General features: G+C 37.2%; 12 protein-coding genes. 10 read left to right on the top strand and 2 right to left on the bottom strand.

The annotated features are described in order from the left end of the window. The first annotated feature begins 692 nt into the window (after window positions 1–692). Genes pheS through H4J52_RS06070 form a run of 3 tightly spaced genes read left to right on the top strand, consistent with a single transcriptional unit; the run spans window position 693 to window position 4,390 of the window. Window positions 693–1,673 (top strand): phenylalanine--tRNA ligase subunit alpha, encoded by a 981-nt coding sequence (pheS, locus tag H4J52_RS06080; protein WP_182179926.1) that lies wholly within the window; start codon window positions 693–695, stop codon window positions 1,671–1,673. Window positions 1,674–1,684: 11 nt separating this feature from the next. Beyond that, a complete protein-coding gene (gene pheT / locus H4J52_RS06075) occupies window positions 1,685–4,096 on the top strand; it encodes a phenylalanine--tRNA ligase subunit beta (protein WP_182179927.1) in 2,412 nt (803 codons plus the stop codon). Between the two features lie 3 nt (window positions 4,097–4,099). Then, complete coding sequence (locus H4J52_RS06070) at window positions 4,100–4,390, top strand: integration host factor subunit alpha (protein WP_070373739.1); 291 nt, start codon at window positions 4,100–4,102, stop codon at window positions 4,388–4,390. A gap of 302 nt (window positions 4,391–4,692) precedes the next feature. Here H4J52_RS06070 and H4J52_RS06065 read toward each other — a convergent pair whose 3' ends face one another. After that, complete coding sequence (locus H4J52_RS06065; protein ID WP_182179929.1) at window positions 4,693–5,223, bottom strand: DUF2937 family protein; 531 nt, start codon at window positions 5,221–5,223, stop codon at window positions 4,693–4,695. A gap of 162 nt (window positions 5,224–5,385) precedes the next feature. Between H4J52_RS06065 and H4J52_RS06060 the strand changes: the two genes are divergently transcribed. The 7 genes from H4J52_RS06060 to H4J52_RS06030 all read left to right on the top strand — a co-directional run bounded on the left by H4J52_RS06060 (window position 5,386) and on the right by H4J52_RS06030 (window position 16,369). After that, a complete protein-coding gene (locus H4J52_RS06060) occupies window positions 5,386–6,057 on the top strand; it encodes a hypothetical protein (RefSeq protein WP_182179931.1) in 672 nt (223 codons plus the stop codon). 170 nt (window positions 6,058–6,227) lie between these two features. Then, entirely contained in the window at window positions 6,228–10,736 is a 4,509-nt protein-coding gene (locus H4J52_RS06055) for a thrombospondin type 3 repeat-containing protein (RefSeq protein WP_220461067.1), read from the top strand. 100 nt (window positions 10,737–10,836) lie between these two features. Beyond that, window positions 10,837–11,409 carry a tRNA-(ms[2]io[6]A)-hydroxylase gene (locus H4J52_RS06050; protein ID WP_182179935.1) on the top strand — a complete coding sequence of 191 codons (573 nt, stop codon included), beginning with the start codon at window positions 10,837–10,839 and terminating at the stop codon, window positions 11,407–11,409. 34 nt (window positions 11,410–11,443) lie between these two features. Then, complete coding sequence (locus H4J52_RS06045) at window positions 11,444–12,715, top strand: hypothetical protein (protein ID WP_182224373.1); 1,272 nt, start codon at window positions 11,444–11,446, stop codon at window positions 12,713–12,715. Between the two features lie 150 nt (window positions 12,716–12,865). Beyond that, the gene (locus H4J52_RS06040) at window positions 12,866–14,065 is read left to right on the top strand and encodes a tetratricopeptide repeat protein (protein ID WP_182224372.1); all 1,200 of its coding nucleotides are present in this window, start codon (window positions 12,866–12,868) and stop codon (window positions 14,063–14,065) included. A 25-nt stretch (window positions 14,066–14,090) separates the two neighbouring features. After that, window positions 14,091–14,987, top strand: a complete 897-nt coding sequence (locus H4J52_RS06035) for a M28 family peptidase (protein ID WP_182224371.1) — start codon at window positions 14,091–14,093, stop codon at window positions 14,985–14,987. Window positions 14,988–15,157: 170 nt separating this feature from the next. Then, window positions 15,158–16,369: an EAL and HDOD domain-containing protein gene (locus H4J52_RS06030; RefSeq protein WP_182179943.1), complete on the top strand. Its 1,212-nt coding sequence runs from the start codon at window positions 15,158–15,160 to the stop codon at window positions 16,367–16,369. A gap of 76 nt (window positions 16,370–16,445) precedes the next feature. Here the strand turns inward: H4J52_RS06030 and H4J52_RS06025 are convergent, their stop codons facing one another. After that, complete coding sequence (locus H4J52_RS06025) at window positions 16,446–17,447, bottom strand: ATP-dependent 6-phosphofructokinase (RefSeq protein WP_404851848.1); 1,002 nt, start codon at window positions 17,445–17,447, stop codon at window positions 16,446–16,448. Window positions 17,448–17,583 lie beyond the last annotated feature (136 nt).

Here is a 17,583-nt window from a genome sequence, read left to right as displayed (position 1 = left end):
ATCGTTGATGATTTTTATAAACCCTACTCTTGAGTGGGGTTTATTGTTTTAGCCGCTTTATTAATAATAGGTTTAAGTAAATCTTGAAACTGTCCTGACGCTTTCATTTCTTTTAACACCAATGACAATTTATTGGCGAGTTTCTCCAACCGTTTATGTTTGTTTTTTGTTTACTTAATACCCGCTAAGCAATAGTAAAAAGTGGCTCTTTAACTTGTTGTAAACTCGGGGCGTTGTCTAAGTTAAATGCTTTGGTTCTAAATAATTTGCTATTAATTACTCCATGACTTGCCCATGATAAACTTTTTTTGTTAGGCAATGCCTTGATCTCTAAACGATAGCCTAATTTTTTAAATGCAACGATAATATGCTTTGGCGTTTTGATACAAAAGGGCTCATCGCTTCCATTAAAAAAGAAGTGTTCAAAGCACAAGTCAATTTTTGTTATCGCTGAAAATATTTCTGTCGAGTTAATATCGATAAAAGGCTTAAATTAATGAGCCGCTTAAGGCTTTTATCTACTTAAAAGTAATAGAAGGTCATAAAGTTTTAAAAACCCTTTTAAATCACGTTATTCCGCTACATTTATGCTTAGATATTGTGTAGTATTAGCAATAATTTTTATTAATACAATCAGTCTAGCCAAAACTTTGAAATTTACAGCAAGGTTTTAGAGCCGCTTAGAGGAACTCATGAATTTAGACGATATTATATTGCAAGCAGAAGAAGCTATTTCTGCAGCAACAGATCCTACCGAACTTGACCAAGTTCGTGTTAACTTTTTAGGTAAAAAAGGTTTGTTCACTGAGCAAATGAAAGGGTTAAGTCAATTACCTAAAGAAGAGAAGCCTAAAGCAGGGCAAGTGATCAATATTGCTAAACAGCAAGTACAAAAATTATTGACTGAACGTGGTGAATTGTTACGTGCAGAAGTTATTGCTAAGCAATTATCTGCTGAATCTATTGATGTGACGCTACCTGGACGTAGTAATGATTTAGGTGGACTTCATCCTGTAACACGCACAATTGAACGTATTGAAAGTTTTTTTGGTGATTTGGGCTTTGAAGTCAAAGAAGGTCCAGAAGTGGAAGATGACTTTCATAATTTTGATGCTTTGAATATTCCTGAACATCATCCAGCACGTCAAGACCATGATACTTTTTACTTTAATCCAAAATTAGTGTTACGCACGCAAACCTCAGGTGTACAAATTCGCACCATGGAAAAAGAACAGCCACCACTGCGTATTATTTCTCCGGGTAAGGTTTATCGTAATGACTATGATCAAACACATACGCCAATGTTCCACCAAGTTGAAGGTTTGATGGTCGACAAAGATGTTAGTTTTACGCATCTTAAAGGTATTTTACACGACTTCTTACATCACTTTTTTGAAGAAGAAGTTGAAATTCGTTTCCGCCCTTCATATTTCCCGTTTACAGAACCTTCTGCGGAAGTTGATATTATGGGTAAAAATGGAAAATGGTTAGAAGTATTAGGTTGTGGCATGGTGCACCCTAACGTATTGAAGTCAGTGGGTATTGACCCTGAAGTTTATACCGGTTTTGCTTTTGGTATGGGCGTTGAACGTTTAACAATGTTGCGCTACGGCGTAAATGACTTACGTTCATTTTTCGAAAATGATCTTCGCTTCTTAAAACAGTTCAAGTAGGAAAGCCAATAATGAAATTTAGTGAATCGTGGTTACGTGAGTGGGTTAATCCTGCTATTTCATCGAGTGAATTAGCTCATCAAATTACTATGGCTGGCTTAGAAGTTGATGCTGTAGAAGCTGTTGCCGGTCAATTTACGGGTGTATTAATTGGTGAAGTGGTTGAATGTGGGCCACATCCTGATGCTGATAAATTGCAAGTGACAAAAATAAATCTAGGTAGCGAATTTAATGATGGCGAATTAGTCGATATTGTTTGTGGCGCTAAAAATTGTCGTTTAGGTCTCAAAGTAGCGGTTGCTACTGTTGGCGCAGTTTTACCTGGCGACTTTAAAATTAAAAAAGCAAAATTACGTGGCGTACCTTCTCACGGCATGTTGTGTAGTGAATCAGAGATTGGTTTGTCTGACAGTTCAGATGGTATTATGGAACTAGCACAAGATGCTCCTATAGGCAGGTGTGTTCGTGAATACTTAGATTTGAACGATGTTACTATAGACGTTGATTTAACCGCTAACCGTGGTGACTGTCTTGGCCTTAAAGGCTTAGCACGCGAAGTAGGGGTATTAAATAGTTTAAACATTACTGAACCAGAAATTGTTGCTGTAGCTTCTACAATAGATGATGTTCGAGAAATTACGTTATCAGCAGCTAAAGCTTGTCCACGCTATTTAGGCCGAGTCATTAAAGATATTGATGTAACGGCGAAAACACCGTTATGGATGGTGGAAAAATTACGTCGTTGCGGTACACGCTCAATCGACCCTGTTGTCGATGTAACGAACTATGTGTTGCTTGAACAAGGGCATCCAATGCATGCTTTTGATTTGTCTGCACTCGACGGTGGAATTAACGTTCGTTATGCAACACCAGGTGAAAAACTGGTTTTACTTGACGGTAATGAAGTCACACTTTCAACTGAAACTTTAGTGATCGCTGATGACAATAAAGCATTAGCCATGGCGGGTATTTTTGGCGGAAAAGAATCGGGTGTTAAATCGGATGAAGAAAACAAGTCAACTGACATCTTCTTAGAGAGTGCTTTTTTTGCTCCGTTAGCTATTTTGGGTAAAGCACGTCAATACGGATTACATACTGATTCATCGCATCGTTATGAACGTGGTATCGACCCTGAATTACAACGAAATGCTATGGAACGTGCAACGACCTTATTATTGGAAATCGTTGGTGGTAAAGCGGGTCCTATCGTTGAAGCACTCAGTGATGAACATTTACCTAAAGAAAAAATAGTTACTTTGCGTAGAGAAAAACTTGATGGCCGTATTGGTCATCATATTGATGATACTAAAGTCACTGAAATCCTAACACGTTTAGGCTTTAATGTTACTTTTGAAAGCAATATTTGGACAGTTGTTGTTCCGGCATACCGCTTTGATATTAAAGTAGAAGTTGATTTAATCGAAGAAGTTGCGCGTATTTTTGGTTATAACAATATTCCAAATGTTTCGCCAAAAGCAACGTTGGCGATGCGAGAACAAAAAGAAAAGTCTCTGCCATTAAAACGCCTACGCAACGTAATGGTTAATCGTGGTTACCAAGAAGCGATAACCTATAGTTTTGTCGATCCAAAAGTTCAATCGTTAATTCATCCTGAACAAGAAGTAATGACTTTACCGCATCCTATTTCTTCTGAAATGTCAGTTATGCGTTTAAGTATGTGGACCGGATTATTGCAATCAGTTATTTATAATCAAAACCGTCAGCAATCACGACTACGTTTATTTGAAACAGGTTTACGTTTTGTGCCGGACGACACTGCAGAAAATGGTGTTCGCCAAGAACAAATGTTTGCAGGGGTAGTCACCGGACAGCGTAATGAAGAACATTGGGATATGGAAAAGTCAGCCATTGATTTTTTTGATGTGAAATCAGACGTTGAAGCACTCCTTGCATTAACGGCAGACGCTTCGTCATATGAGTTTTCACAAGATGAAATAGCCGCACTTCATCCGGGTCAAACAGCCGCTATTCATAAGAATGGCGTGTTAGTAGGCCATGTTGGTACCTTACATCCTGAATTAGAAAGAAAATTAGGCTTAAATGGTCGGACATTTATTTTTGAGCTTTTATTGTCTGAAATTTCAACACAAAAAATCCCTGAAGCTGGTGATATATCTCGCTTTCCTGCGAATAGACGTGACATTGCAGTGATCGTTGAAGAGAAAATTAATGCAAAAAATGTCTTACAACTTATTGAAAAGGTTGGCGGAAATTATTTAGTTGATCTAAACTTGTTTGACGTATACCGAGGAAATGGTATCGATGAAGGGTTTAAGAGCTTAGCGATAGCGATGACTTTACAGGATTGTGATAAAACCCTTGAAGAAAAAGACATTAATGAAGTCGTTGAACGTGTCGTAGACACATTAGAAACTGAGCTAAATGCATCACTGAGGAATTAGGTAATGGCGCTTACGAAAGCAGAAGTAGCAGAACATTTATTTGAGAAAGTTGGGCTGAGCAAACGCGACGCAAAGGATATGGTTGAGGTGTTTTTTGAAGAAATACGCGAAACTTTAGAAAGTGGCGAGCAAGTAAAGCTTTCTGGTTTTGGTAACTTTGACCTTCGTGTAAAAAGCGAACGCCCAGGCCGTAACCCCAAAACGGGTGAAGATATTCCAATTTCTGCTCGTAAAGTTGTTACTTTCCGTCCAGGACAAAAATTAAAGAGTCGCGTTGAAAACGGTAACGGCTAATTAAACCATAACGTTAAAAATAATAGTTAGCGTATTTCTTTTTTGTATTTTACGATACATGAGAATATGTTTATTAAAGGTTGCTTCGGCAGCCTTTTTTATTTTAAAGCTTTTGCAAAATTCTCTCTTAAGTGCACCATCCTTTTAAGTAGGTAACACGCTCAAGAACAATCAGAGTCGTGAATCCATACCTTGTGTTCATCAGGTATAACCTTGCTGTGTCATTACAATAGGGTATCGTAGGCGTAATTAGGAGGGCACCAATTAAGGCCTATGATTAAACCGCGTTTATTGAGGTGATGTTATCGTTTTTTAAGTTGCTTTTCTGACGACATTTTCTTACTTATCACTTTGATCAAAGAGCTAACTATTTCTTTAATTAATAAACCAACAATAGCGATTACAGCACCGGTAACGAGTGCATTTAGCGCCAATGGAATAGTGATTGAAAAATCAGTTAAGGTATCTTTAACAATGGTTCTATCAGCATAAATAATAAAGTTATAAACTTGTTCGATATAAGCGTTGTTTGTTACACCGCTAAGTTGTGATTGTAAATAGTCAACTCTTAACATTAATTGCTTAATGATTTCAGCGGTGTTAACAATAGAGGGCTCTGAATTAGCTTGGTATTTTATTATCATGGCAGATAAATCACCTTGATAATGTCGATCAGCAAGGGTTTGAAATTGTACTAAATGCAATTCTGCTTCAGATAAATGTCCAGAAAGCCGGAGCTTATATTGAATAATTAATCCAGGTAGTTGCACACCTAAAATAAATGTTATGGTAAAAAAACAGCGATCAATAATATTATTAATAATTCTAAACATAGAAATTTATCGATTAAATAAAGATGAGCAAAAAATAACAGTAACATACCTTTGTTTATATTTTTTAAAATTTTATGGTTTAAAAATTGCATATTTCTAAAATCGATTACGCATTTAATGTGAATGCAGTAAACAGTCAAATTTTTGATGGTGGTATAAATAGTGATAAATAATATAAGTAACAACGAACAAGAAAATTTAGCGTTGCAAACAACTCATGTTCCAAAAACTATAATGTCTAAAAATTTAAGTAAGCTGCGGAATGTTTTTGCCGTTGGCGGTGTCTTTATGGCGACAAGTTTTCTTGCTTCCCATGTAAACGCGCTAGAAATAGCCGGTAACTTTCACAAAGGGCAAGAGTCTACGAGTAAAGGTTACAGTTTTGCATTAGCAGACACGTTTACCAAAGGGAGTAATTTATATTGGACTGTTGCTTATAGTAGTTTAGATGACGTAAAAGTTGAATGGAATAACGATGAGTTGTTTTTCAAAATAGATACTATTGATGCGCTGCTTAGTTATCGTCATAAAATACAAAGCTATAACTCTTTTTTTAAAAACCTCACTATTGAATATCAAGTTGGAGCATCAGCAGCCCTAACCGAAAATAAATTTACTTGGCCTGAAACACCTGGCTTAGAGGAAGAAGTTCGATACTTTTCTGAAAAAAGTGATATTAATGCCATTATAGGTGTTGGCGCTTATTATAAACTTGATCGTAATACATCAATAAACTTTGGGGTAAAATATCAACCTAGTTTTTCTGAATTCGGTGCTGTAACCTCGGGTTATATAGGGGTGAGTTATCGTTTTGGTCGTGGCTTAGATTATTAAGTTTGATTAATAAATTATTTTAACAAAAGCCCAACCTTTTTTTTTGGTAAAGTTTACTATGTGAAGTATGAGGTTAAGAATATTCGCTGCCACATTGGCACTTTTTTAATTTCAAGACGTAATAACTTGTCGTGACAAGTTATAAATATCAGTTATTGGTGGGAATATTTATGTCATTAAAAATTCGTTTAAAAGCTGTGTTACTTATATCAGTGATTATGATCAACTTCTCTGCTCATGCAGCCGTACAATGTCTTTTGCCTACGCCTCTTCTTGACGCCGACGGCGATGGCTACGATGATACGGTTATCACTGGTGGTGCTTATGACTTATTCCCAAGTGATGCTACAGAATGGTATGACACTGATTTAAATGGTGTCGGTAATAACGCTGACCCTGATGATGACGGTGATGGGGTACCTGATATTTCTGACAATAACCGTGATGGAGACTCGGTTATTGATATTTATGATCCCGCTATCGAAAACTCCTTTGAATGGTTAAACACCGACGGAGATACGCTTTGTAATACCGTTGATCTTGATGATGACGGTGACGGGGTTGTTGATGTCGTTGATGTATACCCACTTAACCCTGCAGAGTGGGATGATACTGATAGCGATACTATCGGTAATAACGCTGATACCGATGATGATGGTGACGGTATTATTGATTTATATGATGCCTTTCCTCTCGATAATTCAGAACAACTTGATACAGATAATGACAGTATCGGTAATAATACCGATACTGATGATGACGGCGACGGCATTTTAGATGTTAATGATGCTTTCCCCTTAGATAGCTCGGAGACACTTGATACCGATAATGATGGTCTTGGGGATAATGCTGATAACGACACCGATGGCGACGGTTTTGCAAACGCTATTGATATTTATCCAAATAACGCATCTGAGTGGTTTGATACCGATGGTGACAATGTTGGTAATAATACTGACACCGATGACGACACCCATGACGTTACTGGAGTTGGAGATGGTATTCCTGATATCAGTGATGACTTTCCTCTAGATGCCAGAGAATGGTTAGACACTGATAATGATGGTGTCGGCGATAATGGTGATACCGATGCTGATGGTGATGGTCGCTTAAATGTTAACGATGCTTTTCCGTTAGATAATGCCGAATTTATTGATACAGATGCCGATGGTACAGGCAACAATGCCGATACAGACGACGATGGTGATGGTGTTTTAGACAGCAGTGACCCTTTTCCGCTTGATGCAAGTGAGTCGATAGACAGTGATTTTGACGGTATAGGTAATAACGCTGATGCCGATGATGATAATGACGGTGTTTTAGATGACATTAATGGTAACGGTATCATTGATGGTTTAGATGATGTATTTCCATTAGACCCTACTGAATATATTGATACTGATGGTGACGGAATCGGTAATACTGCTGATACTGATGATGATACACATGCCGTAACTGGAGTAGGTGATGGTTCACCTGATGGAGTTGACAAGTTTCCTTTAGATCCCAATGAGTACCTTGATACCGATGGTGATGGCATAGGTAATAACACTGACATCGATGATGATGGTGATGGTGTATTAGATGATTATAACGCGAATGGTATAATTGATTGTGAAGTTATTGATAATAACAGTAACGGTATATTTGATTGTGACGATCCAAATCCATTAGATATGCTAGCTACAACCGATACAGATGGTGATGGTATAGAAAATAGAACTGATGATGATGATGATGGCGACGGCTCTCTTGATGGTATTGATAAATTCCCACTAGATCCAAATGAATATCTCGATACAGATAACGACGGTGTCGGTGATAACGCTGATACTGATAAAGATGGTGACGGTATTGCCAATGGAGTTGACCCTGACCCAACCGATCCTGCTGCAAGAACAGATACTGATGGTGACGGCCTTGCTAACGAAACTAATGATAACGATGACGACAATGATGGTGTTGCAGACAACCTTGATTTATTTCCGTTAAATGCTGCTGAAAGCATAGATACCGACGGAGACGGTATAGGTAATAACAGCGATCCAGATGATGATAATGACGGCTTTGCCGATAGTGCAGATGCTTTTTCACTCGATGTAAATGAGTATTTAGACACTGACAGTGACGGCACAGGTAATAATACCGATGATGATGATGATGGTGATGGCATTAAAGATTCAATAGATGCTTTCCCGCTAAATCCTCTAGAATCAGTTGACACTGATGGAGACCTTATAGGTAACAATACTGACAGTGATGATGACAATGATGGCTTTGTTGATAGTCTCGATGCTTTTCCATTAGATTTTAACGAAAGACTCGATACAGATAGTGACGGTATCGGTAATAATACCGACACTGATGATGATAATGACACCTATGTCGACAGTAATGATTTATACCCTTTAGATGCTAATGAGTGGAAAGACTCTGATGGTGATGGTATTGGAGATAATGCAGACGCTGATGATGATAATGATAATATTCTTGATGTTGATGATGCATTTCCCTTTAATCCAGGAGAAATCACTGATACTGATGGTGACGGTATTGGTGATGTACTCGATACCGACGATGACGGTGACGGTGTTCTAGATAATGTTGATTTATTTCCCCTTGACCCTTTAGAGTCACTTGATAGCGATAACGATGGTATTGGTAATAATAGTGATAGTGACGATGATAATGATGGTGTGCGTGATGTCGATGATGCATTTCCCCTTGACCCCATAGAAAGTGTTGATACTGACGGTGATGGTATTGGTAACGTTAACGATATAGATGACGATAATGATGGCGTACTTGATTATATTGATGCACTTCCTTTAGATCCGACAGAATCACTTGATTTTGACGTTGACGGTGTTGGTAATAATGCTGACCCTGATGACGATAATGACGGCATGAGTGATGTGTTTGAGCTTAAATATGGCTTTAACCCATTTAATGTTGCTGATGCTTTAATGGACACGGACTCTGACGGCACCATAAACGTAGATGAAGAACGTAATAACACAAATCCATTAATTGATGATTATGCGCCGGTGATCACGGTACCTGAAGCTGTGCACCTTGATGCTAACCATACCTTTACCGCACTAACACGCGAGCAGTTGGTTAAGCTAACGGAAGTTTATGTTGAAGATGGACGTGACGGCGCTAATTGTTGCTCATTAACGCCCGTTGGCTTTGAACAGGGGCAAAAGCATATTACCTCGGGGGTATACAATATTACCTGGCGCGCGGTTGACGATGCAGGAAATGTTTCAACCATACGACAAATCCTTAATGTTTATCCATTAGTGAATTTTAGTGCGACACAAATATTAGGTGAAGGTGCAACAGCTAGAGTAGATGTTATTCTATCAGGCGAAGCACCTTATTATCCTATTGAGTTACCTTTTGCTATTTCAGGTAATGCTGACTCGCTTGATTATAAGATAGCCGATAATAAAGTGGTTATTAATGAGGGAACCACAGGCTTTATTGATGTCTTGATCAATAAAGACTTTCAAGCAGAAAATGATGAACAACTTATATTGAGCTTTGGCAGTGAAATAAATGCGGGTGTACACAAAACCCATACCATTGTTATTACTGAAACTAATATCGTACCGGTGACAGAGTTGCGCATGACGCAAAATAACATAGCCGTTTCAAGCATCAGTAAAGATCAAGGTGAAGTGACGATTGAATTAAAAATAACGGATGTTAATCCTGATGATCTACACATCATTAATTGGTTATTGCCTGAGTATATCAATGCAGAAATAAGCGCGAATCAATTAAAGGTTTATTTACAACCGGATTCATTTGTTTTACCTGATGAAATACAGCGTTTAATTGTGGTAGAAGTCAGTGTTACCGATAATGGTAACGGCGAATTATCACAAACTCATCGCCTTAATATCCCCGTTAATAATATCTTAGCTCGACTCGACGGCAGTGACACCGACAGTGATGGTATAGCTGACAATATTGAAGGCTATGCTGATGAGGACAACGATGGTGTACCCGCATTTCTTGACAATAACAATATTGCTTATCTACAGCCATTGCATGTAAACGCGGGTGAAACTAAATTGATGGAAACTGAACCGGGCTTGAGATTACGTTTGGGTAAATATGCTTTACAGCAATTTTCGGATGGCGTGCAAATGAGCCAACAAGAAATGGATGCAACAGGCTTAGTGCCAACCGATGATTATGATCATCGTAGTGATTATTTTGATTTTGAAATTCATAATGTTACTCCGTTTGGTGCCTCTGCATATGTCGTTATTCCTTTAAATGATGGCATTCCAAACAATTCGCTTTATCGAAAATTTAACCGCCTAAATGGTTGGCAGAATTTTGTGGAAAACAGCAATAATAGTTTAGCGTCTAGCGCAGCAGACAACGATGTCTGTCCACCACCGCAAAGCAATTTATATCAAGCCGGTTTATCGGCAGGGCATCAATGCGTGCGTTTATGGATTGAAGATGGTGGTGCAAATGATGCCGATGGCCTTGTGAATGGTATTATTGACGATCCGGGTGGAATTGCGTTAGTCCCTAATGCCGAAGTGGCAAAAGAAACAGATCCAGAGCAATCAAGCAGTGGCAGTATGTATTGGCTGTTATTATTTATTGTAGTCAGTTTGCGCTTGAAAAAATTTAGGCAAAGCAGTCTATAAAATAGTTTCACAAACAAGTTAACATTTATGTTTGTTCGCCCGTTATTTTCCTATAAAATAGCGGGCAAATTTCCTCTGCCAATAAATAATAAGTATTATTATGTTTGAACTTAAATACCATACTCCCAAAGAATGGGCGCAAGTTGCACTCGCTGATTTTAATGCCTTTTTACTTGACCATGCTACCGCAGAAAAAAAAGCTTCAGGTATGGCAATGTCTATGATCTCACATTATCCGGATAGAAAAAATATGGTTAAAGCGATGGCTGATTTAGCTATCGAAGAACTGATTCATTTTAAACAAGTGTTAAAATTAATTAATGCGCGTGGAATTCAGTTGGGTGCAGATACAAAAGACCCTTATATCTCGCAAATTCGCAAGGCGTTTCGCAATGGCACTGAAGTCTTTTTTATGGACCGATTAATCGTTGCTGGCGTTATTGAAGCAAGAGGCTATGAACGATTTTCTCTTATTGCTGAAGCATTACCTGAAGGCAAAGATAAAGTTTTATATGACGCTATTGCAAAGTCTGAAGAAAAGCATAAAAATCTTTTTATTGAGCTTGCATACGAATATTTTGATAAAGAAGAAGTCGATATACGTTTAGACGAAGTGTTAACGCTGGAAGCTGAAATTTGTGCAAAACTCCCATTTAGAGCAGCTCTGCATTAATGCTTTAACGATAAAGTATTAACAGGCTAAGCTGATGTCAAAAGCATTTAACCAATATTTTAGCCGCTATGCTGCAAATGAAGTTGAGGTATTAATTCAGCACGAATTACTTTTACCTGACGAATTTTTGGTGGAACACGTAGTAGTGATCCCTGCTTATCAAGAAACGAGCGCTTTTATTGAGCGCTTTTTAGCTTCATCACTTGTAAAGTCTCCTGTGCTTATGGTCGTCGTTATCAACGAGCCAATAGCCCAATCTTCAGCTGCTCAAATCACTGAACGCTTTAGCAAAGATTTAAAAAATACCTACGTTAATAGTCTTAACCCTCAAAAAAAATTACACAAATACTCACTCTCTTGCGGTGATATATCGTGGCAGCATGAAAACTTAACATTAATTAAAGTACATCAAAGCCAGAGCTGGCTTTTAGTGGTTGACAGGTTTACGCATGGCATAGAAAAAGAGCAGGGCGTAGGGCTCGCCCGTAAAATAGGCGCAGATCTCTGCGCTTATTTAATCTCGATAAAGAGAGTAGATCAGCCATGGATTTGCTCAAGTGATGCCGATGCTTATTTACCCGACAATTACTTTAGTGCACTGCACTCACGCGATAAAAGTACGGTAGTTTGTTGTTTTAATTTTCAGCATAGTAGCGATGATAAACGTGTTCATCAGGCTAATTTTCTGTATGAAACCGCATTACGTTATTATGTTGCCGGCTTACATTATGCCAATTCACCGTATGCTTTTTTCACTATTGGTAGTCTTTTAGCTTTTAAAGCGGAGGTCTATGTTCAAGCGCGCGGTTTTCCAAAAAGAAGCGCAGGTGAAGACTTTTATTTATTAAACAAACTCGCTAAGTTAGGCGATGTTGAATTTATTGAAGAAGGGATTGTAACGCTTGAAGCAAGAACGTCTCAGCGAGTACCCTTTGGCACGGGGCCCGCAGTACAAAAAATTCTAGACTTACAAGAGAATAAGCAAGATTATTGTTATTACCATCCAGAAATATTCATACTATTGAAATCTACACTGTGTTCATTTTCCAACTTGTGGCATCACCGTGCTGATGTAGCAACATGGTTACAACAACGCTCAACACCAGTAAGTACAGCGTTAACTGAAATTGGATTTGATAGCTTTGTTAATAAACAAACAAATAATAGCGAAAAGCAATTTAATAAACAGTTAGACGTTTGGTTTGACGCTTTTAAAACACTAAAATTTATTCATAGTGTTCGCGCAAATTATTATCAAGATATTCCCCTAGCACAAGCATTATCAAAAGCGCCATTTAGGGTTTAATAAGCTAACCAGCTAAAGTCTTCTATAAAAAATATCACAGTTACTGATTACTAATATTCCTCAATAATATAAATAAATATGAGATCCCTAGTATACTTTTAAGAGACTGGAATTTTTTACCAAGGTCATTACATTTTTATGGGAGGATTTATGAATATTTTTATAAATAATTTCAGTAAAGTGAGCTGTTTATTCTTTTTAACTTTACTGTTATCGGCATGTCAAACCAGTGATAAGTTAGCGCATAAAAATGTTTATGTGAATGAAAATCTATATTTTGATGAGTACTTTCCTAACTACCAAGCTGTAAAAGTAGAAAGCAAAGAAGACATCTTTGCTTTAGATGATCGAATGCGGCTAATGGTAAAAGAAAAGTTAATGACTGAGCGGGATATAAAAAGAAGAGCAAGAAAACTACTTAAACATATATTTGATCAAGACAATGTAGCCTTAGCTTATAACAGTGCGGCTAATGTCAGTGCTATTGGTGCATATAATAATCAACAGGCGAACTGTTTATCGCTTACTATTATGGCCTATGCTTTAGCCAAAGAAGCTCAGTTAGCAGTCGACTTTCAGGAGGTTAAAATACCTGAGTATTGGGTACGAAATGGTGCCTATAATATGTTAACTGGTCACGTGAATTTAGTGGTTACTAAGCCTAAAAGTCCACATGCTCAAGTTGTATTCGGTAGTGACATTTTAACGATTGATTTTGATCCCTTTGTTATTAAAGCGTCATTTCCTAAAACGATTATTAGTCAGTCATACGTGTTGTCAATGTTTTATAGCAATAAAGGAGCACAAGCATTAGTCAATAAGCAGTTGACTAAAGCCTATGCCTATTTTAAAGCAGCAACGACCCTTGCACCAAACTTTAGTCCTGCTTGGGCAAACTTAGGTATTTTGTATCGCATGAGTGGCCATCTAGCCCTGGCTAAAAAAAGCTATCAATATGCACTTGAGGTTAACCCTGAAAACTTTACTGCAATGTCTAATATGTCATTATTACTTGATAATCTAAAAGACAGAAAAGAGTTAGCGAACATAAGAAAAACACTAAAAAATCAAAGAGAAAATAATCCATATTATTTTGCCCTACTTGCAAATCAAGCTTTTTATTTAGCCAATAACAAACAAGCGTTAGCTTATTATCGTCAAGCGATAAAACTAAATAAACATGAACATGCCTTTTATTTTGGTTTAGCAAAAGTTTATTATGCCTTAAATGAAAATAGAAAAGCACAACGAGCAATGGGTAAAGCTATTTTGTATAACAGGATAAATAGCATTGATGTAACATACATAGCAAAATTGAATTTTTTAAAAAAGCAGGAGCTAGATCATTAAAAAATTACTAACGTTAGGTTTATTTATGTACCTGATTTTAAGCGGCTGTGTTCGCGCTTCCATCGTCGATATAACGAATATTACACTTAACAAAGATCAATTGCTTAAGCATCTATCTTACTTATCGTCTGACGAATTAGCTGGGCGTAAAATTGACAGTGTTGGCAATAGAAAAGCTCAAAAATATATAATTAATCAATTAGTTAATCATTCAATACTCCCTTTGAATAAAGAATATCAACATGATTTTTTTAGTCGTCTGAGTGGAAGTAATATTATTGCGATGATCCCTGGTCACCAACAAATCGAGAGTTATATTGTTTTATCTGCACACTTTGATCATATCGGTATAAAAGGAAACAAAATTTATAACGGAGCAGATGATAATGCATCAGGAGCGTCTGCGTTACTTTCTATCGCTCAACAACTTATTAAAAATCCCATAAAACATAATATTATTTTACTCTTTACTGATGGCGAAGAACTTAACTTAAGAGGGGCTAAAGCGTTTGTAAAAGATCATCCCAATATTATGCGCCATACTAAACTGAATATAAATTTAGATATGCTGGCGGGTAGTAAAAGAACAAAAAAATTACGCTATATGACCCGAGGTTTTAATCAATTACTCAATGAACGTAATATAGAACAATTAACGACGTTGCAAAATTCATTCGATATTCTAATAAGAGAGGGGTTTAAGGTTAAAAGCTTTAGAGGAAACCGTCGGATAAAATGGTTATTGTCGAGTGATCACGGAGTATTTCATCAGGCAGGGATCCCGTTTATTTATTTTGGTGTGGGTACTCACATTAACTACCACGAATCGAGTGACACCTACAGTAATGTTAATCATGAGTTTTTCCATTTGGCGACTGATGCGATTTATCAACAATTGATCTTTCTTGATCACAATATATAAATATTTACTGCAGGTCATTACACTTATTTATTTTGTAAAATACAAAAAGACATATTACTGGCTCAAATTCTCAATAAATTAAGTGCTCAGTGCTTATTTACTTTCCAAATATAAGAAAAGTAAGGTATGTTAAAGTTAATAATACTTAATGACATTTTTAGTTTTAATATATGCATAACACCTATATAGCAAGACAAGCGATATTAGATAGAACCCATACCACTATTGGTTACGAACTTTTATTTAGAGATAGCCCTGATAATAAATTCCCTGAAATTGATCAAGACGTAGCGAGCTCAAAATTAATCATTCAAAATCATCTTCAAGGTGACATTCGTTCTATTAGTATGGGCAAGCTGGCTTTTATTAATTTTACTGAAAAATGTCTGGTTAACAAATACCCGTTAATGTTTGATAAAAATACGATTGTTATTGAACTTGTTGGCCATAAAATGCCGACAGAGCGTTTGTTTAAAATCATTAAGTTTTATTACGAAAAAGGTTATAAAATTGCACTAACTGAATATGATCTAGACGAAAAATGGGATGTACTATTTCCTTATATAGCAATCATCAAAGTTGACATAGAAGTGGTTAATCCTAAACGTTTACATAAAGTGCTTGAACGCTTAAAAGATCACGACATTAAACTTGCTGCAGAAAAGGTGGAAACCAACTTTCAAGTACAAGCCTTAGCAGAAGTCGGTTTTAACTATTATCAAGGTTACTTTTATCACGAGCCTGAGATAGTTGAAGGGCAAACACTTGCGCCAATAAAAGCTCAAATGTTGAATTTAATCAGTGAAACATTTCATTCGCCACTCGATTTTGAAACTATTGCGACTATCATCAGCCATGATGTAAATTTGACGGTTGGTTTATTAAAAATGGTCAACAATGTTGCAACATCAATACGGATTGAAATTACTTCTTTAAAACAAGCCACCGCTTATTTAGGCGAAGATAAACTTAAACAGTTTGTTACTATTTTGGCTTTATCTAAGTTAACTACAGAAAAAACAGATGAAGTATCGAAGCAAGCGTTGATCACCGCCAAATTGATGACTTCACTAGCAAAAGAAGGTGTGTTCAAAGAGATCAGTGATTTTGCTTTTATTACTGGCTTATTAAGCGCCATTGAAGTTATTTTACGTATGCCCATCAATGAAATTGTTAAAACAATGCCGCTGGCTATTCCAATTGAAAACGCGTTAGTTGATCACTCGGGTTTGTTGGGTGAATTACTTGATTTTACAATGAAATATATAACAGGTAATGGCGAAAATATAAATCAATTAATTGAATTGTATTCACTTGATGCCACCTTTATTCAACAAGAGTTTGTTGCCGCCTGCCAATGGTGTAAAGATCTCGATATATAACTTATCGTTCATTACTTTGTGATATTTTAAACGCCTATTCATTCCCTTTTATCTAGGCGTTTTTGTTGAGGTAACGTCACTGGGCGGTTAGCGCGAGGATATTTTCTTGGGCTGAAACTAAATTTTCACTGACTTTTTCTTTATGCATAACAGCAACCGCAAGTGGCACGGTTATCAATTGATTATTACGTTCTCCGATCATCACTTTGTTATTGCCTGCAATCAGTTCCTGTACCGCTGAAACGCCCATTTTTGTAGCTAAAATTCGGTCTTTAGCGACAGGAGAACCTCCTCGTTGAATATAGCCAAGTATACACGCGGTGCAGTCAATGTTTGCCGTTTCCTTTAATTGTCTTGCAAGCTCGGTTGCCCCACCTCGCCAAAGGTTTTCGGCTATAACAATGATGTAACTGGCATGCCTGTTTTGCTGTGCTTGGCTAATTTCTTTTGCTAAATGGCTAAGCTTTTCTTGTTCATCATTTTGAGAGAAGTTCTCGAAGGAAAGTATTTGCTCAGCAGCACAAGCAATGCCAACGTTAAACGTGATATGACCGCTATGGCGGCCCATTAACTCAACAATAAAAATACGTTCAAAAGCTTCTGCGGTATCGCGTATTTTATCAATAGCTTCAATACCGGTATTGACCGCTGTAGAAAAACCAATGGTGAAATCGGTGCCGTCAATATCATTGTCAATGGTTCCAGGAATACCAATAATATGTCCTGACCAATGTTGATTTAAAGCAAGTAGACCGTTAAAAGAACCATCGCCACCGATGACAATTAATGCGTCTACTTCTTCCTTTTTCAGTGTGACTGCGGCTAATTTTAAGCCTTGCTCTGTGAGCATAGCAGGGCAGCGAGCACTTTTTAAAATAGTGCCACCGCGGTGGATTATACCATTAACACTTGCTGGGGTTAGGGGAGTTGAACTATCTTCTATTAAACCGTTATAGCCCGAATAAAAACCGATAGTCTGTAATTTATAGTGATGGGCAGCAAGTACCACCGAACGTATCGCTGCATTCATACCGGGAGCATCGCCCCCACTTGTTAACACTGCAACCTTTTTTATCATCATAATCAGTTTTTAACGTTATATCATAACGTTTATCTTACTGAAATTTTTTACATTCGTCATTGCTTACCTTAAGTAAATTTTGCCGATAAAAAAAGGTAGCTAAAGTGCTACCTTTTTAACGTACCTATTTATT

The sequence above is a fragment of the Colwellia sp. MB02u-14 genome (assembly GCF_014076915.1).
Classification (GTDB): Bacteria; Pseudomonadota; Gammaproteobacteria; order Enterobacterales; family Alteromonadaceae; genus Colwellia_A.
The sequence above is the reverse complement of the archived record's forward strand: the minus strand, read 5'-3'. Positions and strand labels throughout refer to the sequence as shown.

Excerpts from the sequence above, each read along its gene's own strand:
- H4J52_RS06055 (WP_220461067.1), top strand. The coding sequence starts at position 6,228 with ATGTCATTAAAAATTCGTTTAAAAGCTGTGTTACTTATATCAGTGATT.
- H4J52_RS06050 (WP_182179935.1), top strand. The coding sequence starts at position 10,837 with ATGTTTGAACTTAAATACCATACTCCCAAAGAATGGGCGCAAGTTGCA.
- H4J52_RS06035 (WP_182224371.1), top strand. The coding sequence starts at position 14,091 with ATGTACCTGATTTTAAGCGGCTGTGTTCGCGCTTCCATCGTCGATATA.
- H4J52_RS06065 (WP_182179929.1), bottom strand. The coding sequence starts at position 5,223 with ATGTTTAGAATTATTAATAATATTATTGATCGCTGTTTTTTTACCATA.
- H4J52_RS06045 (WP_182224373.1), top strand. The coding sequence starts at position 11,444 with ATGTCAAAAGCATTTAACCAATATTTTAGCCGCTATGCTGCAAATGAA.
- pheS (WP_182179926.1), top strand. The coding sequence starts at position 693 with ATGAATTTAGACGATATTATATTGCAAGCAGAAGAAGCTATTTCTGCA.
- H4J52_RS06025 (WP_404851848.1), bottom strand. The coding sequence starts at position 17,447 with ATGATAAAAAAGGTTGCAGTGTTAACAAGTGGGGGCGATGCTCCCGGT.
- H4J52_RS06040 (WP_182224372.1), top strand. The coding sequence starts at position 12,866 with ATGAATATTTTTATAAATAATTTCAGTAAAGTGAGCTGTTTATTCTTT.
- H4J52_RS06030 (WP_182179943.1), top strand. The coding sequence starts at position 15,158 with ATGCATAACACCTATATAGCAAGACAAGCGATATTAGATAGAACCCAT.
- H4J52_RS06070 (WP_070373739.1), top strand. The coding sequence starts at position 4,100 with ATGGCGCTTACGAAAGCAGAAGTAGCAGAACATTTATTTGAGAAAGTT.
- pheT (WP_182179927.1), top strand. The coding sequence starts at position 1,685 with ATGAAATTTAGTGAATCGTGGTTACGTGAGTGGGTTAATCCTGCTATT.